At 31.9% G+C, this 13,392-nt stretch carries 11 protein-coding genes; 5 read left to right on the forward strand and 6 right to left on the reverse strand.

Features of this window, described 5'->3' with window-relative positions:
- Positions 1 to 1,676: 1,676 nt before the first annotated feature.
- A complete protein-coding gene (locus F1Z66_RS08220) occupies positions 1,677 to 2,189 on the forward strand; it encodes a hypothetical protein (RefSeq protein WP_149863136.1) in 513 nt (170 codons plus the stop codon).
- A 764-nt stretch (positions 2,190 to 2,953) separates the two neighbouring features.
- Here F1Z66_RS08220 and F1Z66_RS08225 read toward each other — a convergent pair.
- Positions 2,954 to 3,586 carry a PepSY domain-containing protein gene (locus tag F1Z66_RS08225; RefSeq protein WP_149863137.1) on the reverse strand — a complete coding sequence of 211 codons (633 nt, stop codon included), beginning with the start codon at positions 3,584 to 3,586 and terminating at the stop codon, positions 2,954 to 2,956.
- A 700-nt stretch (positions 3,587 to 4,286) separates the two neighbouring features.
- Between F1Z66_RS08225 and F1Z66_RS08230 the strand changes: the two genes are divergently transcribed.
- Positions 4,287 to 4,655: a putative quinol monooxygenase gene (locus tag F1Z66_RS08230; RefSeq protein ID WP_149863138.1), complete on the forward strand. Its 369-nt coding sequence runs from the start codon at positions 4,287 to 4,289 to the stop codon at positions 4,653 to 4,655.
- 1,704 nt (positions 4,656 to 6,359) lie between these two features.
- Here F1Z66_RS08230 and F1Z66_RS08235 read toward each other — a convergent pair.
- The 3 genes from F1Z66_RS08235 to F1Z66_RS15435 form a co-directional block, all read right to left on the reverse strand.
- A complete protein-coding gene (locus F1Z66_RS08235; RefSeq protein WP_149863139.1) occupies positions 6,360 to 7,088 on the reverse strand; it encodes a serine hydrolase domain-containing protein in 729 nt (242 codons plus the stop codon).
- Positions 7,089 to 7,155: 67 nt separating this feature from the next.
- A complete protein-coding gene (locus F1Z66_RS08240) occupies positions 7,156 to 7,419 on the reverse strand; it encodes a hypothetical protein (RefSeq protein ID WP_149863140.1) in 264 nt (87 codons plus the stop codon).
- A gap of 117 nt (positions 7,420 to 7,536) precedes the next feature.
- A complete protein-coding gene (locus F1Z66_RS15435; protein WP_154670521.1) occupies positions 7,537 to 7,698 on the reverse strand; it encodes a hypothetical protein in 162 nt (53 codons plus the stop codon).
- Between the two features lie 311 nt (positions 7,699 to 8,009).
- Here F1Z66_RS15435 and F1Z66_RS08245 point away from each other — a divergent pair, with 311 nt between their 5' ends.
- On the forward strand, positions 8,010 to 8,996 hold the full coding sequence (locus F1Z66_RS08245; RefSeq protein WP_149863141.1) for an alpha/beta fold hydrolase: 987 nt from the start codon (positions 8,010 to 8,012) through the stop codon (positions 8,994 to 8,996).
- A 309-nt stretch (positions 8,997 to 9,305) separates the two neighbouring features.
- Here F1Z66_RS08245 and F1Z66_RS08250 read toward each other — a convergent pair whose 3' ends face one another.
- Positions 9,306 to 9,848 carry a hypothetical protein gene (locus F1Z66_RS08250; protein ID WP_159357656.1) on the reverse strand — a complete coding sequence of 181 codons (543 nt, stop codon included), beginning with the start codon at positions 9,846 to 9,848 and terminating at the stop codon, positions 9,306 to 9,308.
- 99 nt (positions 9,849 to 9,947) lie between these two features.
- Here F1Z66_RS08250 and F1Z66_RS08255 point away from each other — a divergent pair, with 99 nt between their 5' ends.
- Complete coding sequence (locus F1Z66_RS08255; protein ID WP_149863143.1) at positions 9,948 to 10,199, forward strand: hypothetical protein; 252 nt, start codon at positions 9,948 to 9,950, stop codon at positions 10,197 to 10,199.
- A 1,891-nt stretch (positions 10,200 to 12,090) separates the two neighbouring features.
- On the opposite strand, the gene F1Z66_RS15440 is transcribed toward F1Z66_RS08255, so the two are convergent.
- Positions 12,091 to 12,240: a hypothetical protein gene (locus tag F1Z66_RS15440; RefSeq protein ID WP_154670522.1), complete on the reverse strand. Its 150-nt coding sequence runs from the start codon at positions 12,238 to 12,240 to the stop codon at positions 12,091 to 12,093.
- 532 nt (positions 12,241 to 12,772) lie between these two features.
- Here F1Z66_RS15440 and F1Z66_RS08260 point away from each other — a divergent pair.
- Positions 12,773 to 13,264: an FxLYD domain-containing protein gene (locus F1Z66_RS08260; RefSeq protein WP_195907509.1), complete on the forward strand. Its 492-nt coding sequence runs from the start codon at positions 12,773 to 12,775 to the stop codon at positions 13,262 to 13,264.
- Positions 13,265 to 13,392 lie beyond the last annotated feature (128 nt).

Below are 13,392 nucleotides of genomic sequence, written 5' to 3' on the forward strand. Positions count from 1 at the left end.
CCCAATCAAAGATTGCTGCAGCAGCCAATATCAATATCATGACTTTGAGAAAGAGGCTATCTGAAACTAGAACCATTCTTATGAACACGCAGTTCTTGAATTAGATGTCATGGTCAATTATGGTTAGCACCAAAAAAAAGATCAATTAAAAAATAATAGAGTATAATACCCACTATGATTCCCTTTATGAAACTCTAACATATCTAAGTCAATACCCAGTTCCACTAACCAAACACCGAATCGCAACTAATAGAAAGGTGTTGATTTTATTACTTTCAAAAGGGCTAATTAAACCCGTAGTAAACAAAAATCTTTTAATTAATAGAGAATATGAAAACGTTCCACATTATGTTATATCGATGGAAGGCTAGCATATCCAAAATAATGTACAAATCTCTTAATCAATTGAAGATTCAATATGTTATAGCAGAAAAGATCAAATTTTTGTAAAATTAGTCTGCTCCTACTGTCCATATTAAATACGATTTTATATTAATACATTTTTAAAAAAAATTTTTCATATTATAGCAATTAACCATATTTAAAAGGTTTTTTACATAAAGCATCACATCTAAAACTGTTACGATCCAGCAATACAATGGTGTAAACTAATTCACTGTTATTCCTGCTGGCCTTAATATTGACTCTGGGACCAAATGTTATACAATAAATTTGGTTTCACTTTTCTACGGTTGATGAAGAAGATGCCAGAATATACTGCCATTGTATTTAGTAAATAACGAAGAGATTTAAATTTAGCAAACTGATTGTATGAAAAATATTTATTCAAATTTATTTATCATGATTAAACTATAGGGTGGATAAATATACTATGATAAATATCGCGGTCACTCTATAATAGGCTAACACCACAACCATGGTCTTTGAGCAGCCTATAACAAGTGGCTAAAACTTTTCAGTGAATTGAGTAAGCATATCTAACAAGGAAAAAAAGAAAAAGTTGAGGCATATGTCCACTAAATGAATATGAACTAATAAAATTGTAGAATAAATGCAATAAATTCTGACATGTGGCCAACCAGATGACCGCAATCATAGATACACTTTAAATCAAAAGCCGTTAACCTTCCGATAAGATTGATGTTAAGGGTGACAATGGAATTTTCTAAAAACATCAGAATTCTCAGACAAAGCACCTTATAATTTTAATTTCAATAAACGAAAATTTGTCAAGGACTCAACCATATCATTTTAATGAATGTTCAAATAACCATAATTAAAAAAAAGGACAGGTTTAATTTTTACTTTTATTATTTGATGTTACTCAATAACTGTATTCTGAGTTTGAAATAATTGATTACACTTCTAAAATAGTCAAAGAAAGGCATAATTTTGAATCGCCGTGTTGTTATCGAAATCTTTGTCATCCCGTTACTTGTTGATTATCTCCAAATTAGTTTAAAACTCTCTTATTTAGTTCCTACTAAAATATGATTTCCTTTAGAGAAATAATGTTAGGGTCCCTAGATTACATTACAAAATAGTTATTTGACATGCCTTATAATTCACCGACCATAAATCTCTTTAAATACCAAAAAAATTTTGACGATTTGGTTTATTCAATCTTGATTCACATCCAAGAGGTCGGTCTTTTAAGTACTGCATTTTAAAATCTTCAAAAAATATATTAATTTCAATGATATTTGAATATTGAAATGTTTTTAAATAACAAGAAAGTGATTGTAATTACTGGCGTATTATTTGCTAGTTTGTTGACTATTTTGGTGACTGCACAATCTGCAATGGCACAAACCTCAACAACTGGCGATAGTGTAACTATGCGAAAGACTGCCACATCTGTACCTGGTGTACCATCACCTGGACATGAAGATCATCAAATTGTTATGGCATTACCATCTAAAGGAGATGATAAAATCTGGGTAGGAACAGTATCATGGGTTTCAAGCCAACCCATTGAGGTAGGATTCTTAATTGGACATAATCAAAGTGCAGAAGATAAAGAACATAGTAAAGTGGAAACTCTAAAGGTTAGTAATTCAAGTGACACTATTTTTGCTTCTACTAATCTGACAGGTTCCACTCCTCAATCGACTTTTGGAAGCACGGATTTCGCGGTTGATCAATTAGTATTTCATTCTATCGACAATGTCAAGTTTACTGTGACATATGCGATCGATGCAATTGCTAAGGATGTATCTAATGGTTAGTATTTAACGCAGATTCCTTCGATGAAATAGTTGTGATATCAAGGTTCAATTCCCTTATTTTTCCTACTGTATTTTAATATTAAATAGCGAGAATACAAATTCTCGTAACATAAGCATATCTCTTATTGTAAATGATTAGTGCACCAATAATTTTGATTATATTTAATATTGAATCTTGTTATCGAGAACACACTCTTAGAGATCCTTGCTAAACTAGATACATATTGCCTAGAGAATCTAAATCCTCACTTGATTTCTGTCAAACTGAATTTGATTATATTTAAAAAAGACTAGTTGCCCATTCCGATATTATTTTAGAACTCGCATGTTACAAATACTCTTATTTACTTGTTATTTTAACTCCGATATAAAAGGAAGTAGTTATTTCTTCGCTATACTTTGTTTTATTTTCTAAATCAAAAATTATATGAATAGATATAGAAATTGTATTGAAATACTTCCTATGGACAATTTTGGAACGATACTTTCAGAGGGCTGTTGCAAAAATCAAATACCAACAATTAGTAGTAGTTGTTGTTGGGAAAAGAATGAGACTCTAGAATGTTTTTCTATATGTCATGATTCTTTATACTCCTTTTTTCAAATTTATTCCTCATCCTATCCTTTAATTTTGGCTATCGAGCTGCAAAAGTCTGTTCAATCTGAATTTACTCTACACTAATTGTAACTGGGGGATAAGGTTTTCCAATTAATTCGGAATAAATATCAAAAAAATATTGGGTAGAAAATTTGAGCTATTTGCTTTAATGAGTAATTATGATTACTGAACCTGGTCCCATCATGCCACCATGACCCATCATGCCCATCTCTGAACCTGGTCCCATCATGCCACCATGACCCATCATGCCACCATGACCCATCATGCCCATCTCTGAACCTGGTCCCATCATGCCACCATCTTTACCACCGTGGGCTAGCATCATTAATTCTATAAATGATGTCTTCTCATCCTTTAATACGTTACCGGTGCCAGGATCAACTAGGACTTTATGTGGTGTTCCGCTAGAATCAAGTACAATTATTGTATAAACAATGTAATGTTTTTCTGGATGCAAAAATGCTGCTACAGTAGTAGCGTTTTCTCCAACTGCTCCCTCAGCAGCAGTTACAGCATCATTAATATCCACCTTAATCATTGATTTGAATGCATTAATTATGGGTTGGAAGATAGAGACAGAGCTTGTGAAGTTGTTATCTTTAGTCTCATGAGATCCCATAAACATCTTATGGTCCATTGGCATTCCCATTGGTTTGTCTGACATTTGAGAATTTGTAGCGTTGGTTGGGATTTGAGCAAACACGCCTGCTGTCGAAGAAAAAACTAAAATCATGCTAAATACCAAGGCTAAGGGTATTGCAAACAATGAATTATTCATATTCATTGTATGTAAGATAAGAATAAAAGTATATAAACTTAGACAAAAATGTCTATAACAATAACCAAAACTCGTTAGAGTTAGAAGCCTTGTTTATCGTTTCATCTGATAACTGGCAACTGTGAACGCTTATCCGGTTTTAAAATGAATCCATATTAATTATCTGCGTGACATAATTACCGTTCATCCTCACAGGCTTTACTCATCTCTATTTTGATATTATTACTAAGATTGACTTTTTTATATAGCCATTCTAATTTACAAAAATTCGATTTTCCAATTATTTGATTTAATTTATTTACATGGTGTAATTGATTTGTAATATCAGGCTATTGTTCTAATTTATTGCGACATCTTGTGGTATCTAAAAGTAAGATCTTAAATAATATCAATTATGAGGATTTGGTAACTTTTATCAATTGCATCGGATTCTAATTCTAATTCCAGGGATCCTTAACTTTATATTTTTCAATAAATCCGTTCAGCATTGGAATTTAACTTGATAACTGGATTCGAAAAATTGAAACAAAAAGAATTGTTAGCTCTGAATATGGAGAATACAAGTCATTTTTTTAGTGATTTTGATTAAAGTGAGATCTGAAGGGGTGAAAGATACCAATATCAGAGATAAATTTAAATTCAATTCACAAAAAAAATATTTTTGATAACTATCATATACGTGCTCTAAGATAAAATAATTATGTCTGAAAGTATACACATCAGAGCTGGATTCACCATCGAAAAAGAAAATGTTGAACAGTATAAAAAATTGATGAAAGAAATGAGCGATAGGGTTGAGACCAACGAACCAAATACTTTGATGTATGAGGCATATTTTAACGTGGATGGGACGAAGTGCATGGTCCATGAAACATACTTAGACTCAAAGGCTGTTCTATTACACAACGAAAGTATAGCTTCAAAAACAATTCTACCAAGAATATTTAATATATCTAAATTGGATACGCTAGATGTTTACGGTAAACCGGATGATGAATTGAAAAAGTTGATAAGTCGTTTTAATTCACAAGTATTTAATTTGTATTCTGGTTTCAATCGGAAAATTTGAATAAGTGCGTCAGCTGCACTATGATTTAATTTCTTTTATTTGATCAAAATTATGTCGAAATAATGGAAACAATTTTGATAATACCGCAATTCTTATAACCATTAACACTGAATAAACCAGTAACGATTCCAATTCTGATTCTTCAAATGACAAATTCCATATCTCCAAAATCTGTAAACTCCTAAAGATATTGTTCACAAGTTTGATGCGCCTAGTCACTAATTGCCAGAAGTAGTTGGGGACGTGCCAAATTAGAAATTAACCTTATGTGACAATCCTATGAACCTTACTAGGACCAGATGTGAAAGCATTGTCCAAATCCATATACCCTATAGTCACATACTTTAAGATACTCATTTTCTGGCTTGTTTTATCAGACCGAAAGCCAGGCACTAGCATTGAGAATTCCAAAATCCTAGATGAAATACTCTAAAGATTCCAATATCATATGCTTAATCTATACGATGAAGTTGTAATACCCATTTATGGGACAACAAATATCAAATTATTTACTAATCCAAAATAACTGCTAAGACCTTGGGAACGGTTCTTCTGGTATTTCTGTAAGAATACTTTATTAAGTATGAGTTACCATTTGACAATGTATTGTCCCATCTATAGAATTTGACATATTTTGTTTTCTGGTTTTCACTAAAGTAGACTTAAGAATGTCTTTAACTAATAATCTTGATTTCGATAATATCTGTGCAGCAGCGAGAATTTTGTGAAGGAGGTTTTATCTTATTCTCTATGTAGAGGCAACATATCAAGTCATAATACCTAGTACCCTGGTAGAAAACTATCCAAAAAATTAATTAAACATGAATCCAACTCTCATTCCTTTATTAAAGTAGGATTAATTTTCATAGTAATGATCATTTGTACAATTAAGAAGCGTTTCAGGCATAGAAGAGCATGTACAATCGTGACCACGTTTCAACCGACATATCAAGTAATATCAAGAAATCGAAATCCCAAAATAAAATATCAGTAATTAACTAATTTTTTCAAAAACTTTGTTTGAATTTTTTTTAACTAATTCATCTAAAAAAATTATTCCATGACAAAGATGGCGATAATAAATAATAGACAATAGTGACACCATACAAGACATGTTAAATTCAATTTGACTACTGAGTTGAATAAAATACCGTTTTATTTCTAATATTTAATCGATAATAAGAGTCACTAAAATAAGGATTAAAACTGATCTAGATTGAGAAATAGACACAACTTTATTGTTTATCATTTTTTCGTCTTAACTGATATCCGATCAAGACCTTCGACAGTGAGGATAATTTCGTTATAAGACAATAATATCTCGTTTGAACCTAAATTTCGCAAATATATCCTAAGTTAAAGTAACTATAAAGTTATGTACGGAAAAAAGGAAAATATTATAACAAGACTGTTCTGTGCCAAAACTTTTATCCAGGGTATAGATTTTGAAAGATTGCATTGTTATATGCCAGAAATGCTTTTTCCCACAATATACATAATGTGCTTTGAAACAAGGTAATGAGCTTCCTATTAGTTTTGCTCCAGTTTTCCTTCTTTCTTTTTCGGCTGCAATTTTTCTATTGTACCGACAAAAGGATTGGGAATATGGTCAGTGGTCTTACCAAAACGCTTGCTCTTGCAAATTCTTCTGTATGATACTCTTAAGGAAGAACATGTGTCAGTATTTGATTATACATGGAATTGTTATTCAGTAAGCAAAGTTCCTACTAAGGAGGCTAAACTATTGTTAGCCTTGAAAATAATATTTGAGATGTTGATATGAGAAGCATCCACACCACACAGAATCATCACCTCCCGTTCCTTGATGGGATTAAAAGCTATGAAAGAATCGTACCCATCAGGAGTTGAACCGCTATGCCACATTATTTCCTGACCGAAATTGGTAATTATCATCCATCCAAATCCGGAATGAAATTCAAGGGTGTCCGAGTCAAATTTATTAGAGGGAAATATTGCTGGCTCATCATTAGGTAACAGGTGGTTCGTACTATGTCTTATCAACTGCGTATCTTTCTTAACATCACCTAATTTTGTCTTCATAAGGACAATAATGGCAGACAAAAATTTTAAAAGATCGCTGGCTGTCGAATCAAGTGCAGTGCCTGGGGTAAGAGGCTTTGATGCTTTCCATGTTGGTAGTTCTTGGCTACTATTGGAATGTTGGATTGCCAATCTGGATTTCTGTTCGTCTGACAGATCGAAAGTAATACTGTTCATATCTAAGATATTTAGTATCCATTTTGATAGAAGTTCATGAAACGATGATGTATTTGATTGCAATGTTATAATTTGACCTAGCAAGCCCATTCCAAAATTTGAATATTCTAATTTAGTACCAGGATCTCTTGACAAAGTAGTATTTGTTAAAGCTTGATAGGAATTATTAAAGGTGTAAATTTTAGTGCAATCCATTAAATCTTTTCCAAACTGAATTAAAATTTTGTATGCTATAGATAAAGGATCAAAAGTAGAACTGTAGTTAGAAGGGAATAAGGTGGAGCGGAGGTGTGTGTAGCCAAATCCTCAAAGGTAATTCTTTGTTTGTTATAACCGGGAGTTTTAATATTAGGTGGAAGAATTTTTCAATAGGATCATCCAGTTTTACGAGTCCTTGATAAACCATATCAGCCAAAGGGTTGTGGTAATACCTTGGTAATATAACCAATGACAAATATCTTGTTTTCATCTGCTTTAATACTACTGAAATTGGATATTTTCTCATGACTGTAGAACTGGGTTCCATCCGGATCTATTAATCCTAATACTATTGCACCGTTTGTTTAATTCGAATCTACCAGAGTATTTATAATTGATTTTATTTCGTTTGTTATTCTGAATGTTGGCATCGATGAACTATTTCTCATTTCTTCTGTGTATTATGGGAAGCAGACAGTACAGGTTGAGAAGAAATGTTATTAGCAACTGTTGATGGAAATGCGGATAATGAGGTTACAGATGTATTTACCATCATGATGATAATCAACATGACAATTACAATGGTGAAATTGGCTTTTTGTGCCATTTGTAAAAATGCATATTTAAACTCCAAAAAACAAATCTATAAAAGGTTTTCCCTTAACAATTGAGAAGAAAATAATCTAATTCCTGATTTGAAAATGAAGAAATTATTGGACAATAAAATACTAATACTGATACTAATACGGATAATAGTAAAAATATTACACTAGTGCATTTCACCGTGTTTTTATTCCCGACAATTGCCGCCGGCATGCAAATAAAGGAAATGATTTTGAGGTATGGATCTGTTTAATTACCTGACTTCTGAATGTATAAATAAGGTCATTTATCATCAAAAGGAGAATAAATTTGATTTTGAAAGATAAATTAGTATCGTATTTTATAGTGGGATTAGTATTATTTAATTTATTAACTATTAGTAATTTAATATTTCCATTCCAAGTTTACGGCAGCACGAAGCTCGAAATTAGTAATCCATTTGGCGCTGCTATTTCTTTCGAATCAAAGGCTGCCATCTTAGATAATATGACATCACACAACGTTACTGTAAATGATATAAGCGTCGCATATAAGCAAATGGGTAACCCAGAAGATAAACCGATTATTCTAATCACTGGTGCCAGCTCAACTATGGATATGTGGAATCCATTGTTATTGGAGGCTCTGATCGAAGCAAATTATAAAGTAATTATTTTTGAAAACAGAGGGGTTGGCGAATCTACTGCTGGGACAAAAGAGTTCTCCATCGATCAATTCACAAATGATACCGTGGGTCTGATCAATGCCTTAAAGATAAACAAAACTGATGTGTTGGGTTGGTCTATGGGTGGATTTATAGCTCAACAATTAGCATTAACAAATCCCGACAGAGTTGGAAATCTTATTTTATACGCTACGAGTTGCGGAGGCCTAAATGACAGACCTACACCACCTGAAATAATAGCTATTGACAAGAATACTTCAATGTCACAATCAGAAAAAATGCAAAAACTGGCACCTATGTTCTTTGCTCCAGCCCGATGGTTTGAGGACCATCCAAATTACCAAACTTATTTTCCAATCCCTGTAGAATATCCAATTCCTCAACAAATTCACCAAAAGCAATTAAATGCCTCGACCACTTGGGAAGGCACTTGTAGTACTCTATCAAATATTACTCAGCCTACTTTAATAATTGTTGGAAATAACGATGACCCAGCCCCGGATTCTTTGACATTGGCAGAGGGAATACCAGGATCATGGCTCATTCGTATAGGAGATGCTGGTCATGCGCTTATGTACCAGCACCCCGACGAATTTAACAAACTGGTATTAACCTTTTTGACTATAAATAAGGGGTGAGATCAAATGAAGTAGTAAACTCCTTTTACTGATATCTACTCTGGTATCATATCACCATTGTATTCGGGAACACAAATCTCCTTTACCGGGCACATTCGTAATCGCCTAGTTTAGAATATTTTTTGGACAAGCATGTGAGCACTTAGGGTGGCTTCTAAATTTTCCATAGGTCTTTGTTACTGAGAACTTGTGAGATTGAAATAATAATAATAATAATATCACAAATGTCAATTTCAATTGATAGCCGATTCAGAAAAATTAAAAAAATTGTGATTTCGCTTTAAATAAAAAGTATATGGGATCCGATATTTATTTGCATAAATTAGGATATTCTACACAAATAAGGTGTTGTGTACCGTAAATAGGAGTTGTTCCAAAGTGATTTTTGGTCATATTGTTATCTAAAGTAATTGCTATTCCACTATTATCTAACAATTCTATTTTAGTAGGAACGTTTGAAACTGGTCCATCCTTCAATGTAACAGTAGCTGTTCCATTTAGGGTTGTAGTGTTTGAACTGCTATTAATAATTGGTTCACTTGACAGCTTAAGGTTATATATCGAGTGTATATGTTCTGCTGTACCGTCAACTTTGGTCATGTAAAAAGAGGCATTGAATATAGGGGATGAGGAATTAAAATCTGAAAATCTATATGTACCCCCTAAAACCCACTCTGAATCTGTTGTATTTCCATTGTTTGAGGTACTTGTGATCCCTCCTTTTAGAACATTTGAATCTGGATTTGAAGGGTTCTGAGCATAAATTTGTGTCATGTTAACATTCATCAATAAAGAAACCATGACCACGATCAAAGAAATAGACAGAATTAGTTCGTACTTAAATTTCATCATCAATTATCTAAAACCATACTATATAAATATCACCACTACTAAAAACGGCTCTGTTCAGTTAACGATAAGCCTATAGCTTGAAGATGCTTTATCTCCTTTATGTTTACCAGAAATAAAACACCTTCAAAGTATGTTTACTATGGGTTGCATTTGTACTTTTCAGGCCTATCCTTAAGGAAAGCCTCGGAAAGATTATCTCAGATATACAAGAGAAATCACGTTTCCATCTGGAATTGGATTCAAAAGTACAAGCCTCAAAAGCTGAAGTCAACTAGAAGAAGAGTTCTAGAGTATATCATAGAACGCCCTAAAAACCAAGTCTGTTTAATGTCAGGAACTTTAATACCATAAATTTTGATTTAACCAAAAATATTGCGCTTGAAAATCACATTTCAAAATTTTTGATAGATCTTTCTGACTCTAAATATGAAAGAAAGTAAGAAAGAGACTCAAAATCATTGAGAAATGAATCGCAAATAAGGAAAACAAATTGTTACCCCTATATACCATATGAGAATATTATTGTTTGAAATTTAAATAAATATTTTCTCTTTTCTCTATTCTCTTTTCTCTCTCTCTATCTAATATAATCCATTTTAGTTAATATTATGAAAATGTATCCAAAACCAACTAAAAATAGCATCTTGGTTATTTGCCTGATCTCTGTTAACTAGCATTTTCTATAGATTTGAGGAGGCTCATAAATTCATCTTATGTAGAATAAAAGGGCCAACTGGCTGGTTCTGTTATCTTAAAATATGATGATAAGAATTTTTTGATCTCCTTGTAATAGGAAATAGAAATTGAGGAAAAACTAAAACCACTATATTAGGAAGTACTTCTAATCATGGATTCAATCAAACTAAAAAACCTGTCTTCGTAATTTAATAAATTTTTTTATGTTCATTTTATCATCTACCCTTTCAACATATCATCTGATAAAATGATGCTAACTCTATAGCTCTCTGGTAAGAAGTATGGCGTTCTGTATTTTATAATTTAAAACTTTATTTCCAATATTGTGAGATCCTAAAGTTTTTGCTAATTCAATCACTGAAATTTCGGTTTGCAATATTGAAACAAGAAATTTAGATATTGAACCATTAAACAGGATTAATAGAATTATTTGGTTAAGATATGCATTAATTATTCGCAATGTTTATTCTTGTCTTGTAGTTTTGTAATCTAAATTACTTTATTGTCTAAACCATCGTTAAAATATACATTTGATCCCAAAAGTACTTCTTTTCCTTCAACAGTTTATTGAATATTTTACTCTTAAAACTTTAACTACTTGAACTTCCATATCGTTCAAAAAAAATAATATTACTATTAATTCAATTAGTGTATAATTCCGTGACCCTTTTAATTTATATGGGTAAATATTTATCGATGTATTTTCTTCCTGATGAGAGAACCCAAATTTAGGAACCATTACGAACTAATTATTCTTTTGCTAGATTTTTGTCTTCCATCGTTTGATTCTTAAAATAACGTTAATCACTTAGGACTGTGTGTACAATACTTCCTCAGAGAGTTTTTCTAACTCGTTTATTCTTCGGTTGAGTATAATTATAGAATGCTAAATCTTTAAAATAAGACCTATCTAATCGTAGAAGTAGTGATGCAAGGAAATCTGCTAAGAGAAAGCATGGCGATCAAGTATATTTTATAGACCTACCAGGAATGTTACCGTTTCATTCCGCCTTAAATAGGATTGCACATAACAGCATGCTTTATGATAAGATATCATCATCTTAGTTTACGGTACAGCGAAAGAAGAGACCGGGATCAAAGATTGCATAGATAATAGATGCAATGCATTTCCGTCAGAGAAATATTCATGATAAAATTAATTAAAGAAATCCTGAACCAAGGTTTTAATACCCATGCGATAAATTTGATTATTCATTCATGGGATTGTCTATTCATATCCATGGATAGATCATATTAGTCAATTGTATGATACTTATAAATTAATCATAACTGAGTGAGAAAAATGGAATTGATCTAATTATTCAGAGAGGTCATATACAACTGTTGTTTATTACTCCAAACAAGTCTAAAATGGTCATATTTATCATTGGTAACACCTTTTAAATTATTATACGTAAATTTCTAAACGGTTCCATATCGGATTAATCTGTTCAATTGCTTTATTTGGTTATACGAATTCAGGGAGACTTTGTGTCAATCATTGTGATATTTGAAATAATCTTAGGTCAACAATCCAAATACAATCCTATTTATTCTTTGTACAATCAATGCAAATCCACACACTATCGATGTATTTTCCTTCTTTAACCAGACCTTCTTTTTTCACTTCTGGCTCCACAAGGTCAGTAACAGAAGCTCCACAGATATCGCATTTGGGTAAGATCTCTTTAACCATGTGAAATATAGGTTACAATAGTTTTTAAAATTAATAATAATATGCATTTCAATGACTATTGACTTCTGATAGAAGAACTGCATTGATAAGGGTTTTTTTGATAATTTTAATAAGCATAAGAATATAAATTGTCATAGTTTTATAAGTATCAGACCCGCTTTTTAGCATTTTTAAGGAATTTATCTAAATATCTACATAGTTTTAACCTACAGAATTAAATGAAGGATTATATGATCACTTTGATTTTTTTAACCATTTCCTTTGTGTAACTAATATGTAAATTGTTAAAGCATATTCAAAATATCGATCTCTTTGGATTAATTAATAATTGATGAAAATTGAGGTAGAAATGAAGGGATAGAGATTGCTTAAAGAAAAGACTATCTATTTTAATTATGATGAACCCTAATTCTGACAAGTTAAAATTACGGAACAATTTGTTGTCCAAATGATCAGATAGAAATTTAGAACAGTAAAATCTACAATAAAAGTATTTTAGTTATTTATCTTTAGCTAACATCAAGTGAAATCATTGTCATGCATTAGGATATTTGAATTATCTTTTATGCTGACAACAATATTTTTAGTATTAGGTCTAAGTTATTTCTATGGTGGTGCATTTGGTCAGGAAAGCGATACCAATAAAAAATATGATATTGTATTGTTGAATCACAGGTACAATAATGTAGGATTGTTCTCCGCGGAAATTGCTGGTGAGATACTTAATAATGGAACAGCTACTGTTAAAGCAGTCGAAATAACTGCTATTTTTTACAACGATCAAGACGATGTTATAGGCAAAGAGAGAAGTGGGACAAGTCCTTATTCCATTAATCCCGGAGATAAAGCTACATTTAAAATTCAAATTTTTGACAATGTAATTAAGGATTCGGTTTCCAGTTATGACTTTACAGCCAAATGGAAGGATGAATATTTATTTAGCAGTTATTTTACTTCCCTACCCGAGGCCGAGATTTCAGATGGCAATAGCGGTGGGGGTGACGATGATGAAGATGGATTTTAAGTGATTTTTGAACGAGTTTTAAGAGTTATAATTAGAGGCTGAATGCAGTATATGCTCAACAGTAGACAAGGCCTAAAAATCAGAGGTAATTAATTTTAGAGGTTTGACACAAAGAACAAGATTAACGA

It is taken from the genome of Candidatus Nitrosocosmicus agrestis (assembly GCF_008389435.1).
In the GTDB taxonomy this organism is placed as follows: domain Archaea; phylum Thermoproteota; class Nitrososphaeria; order Nitrososphaerales; family Nitrososphaeraceae; genus Nitrosocosmicus; species Nitrosocosmicus agrestis.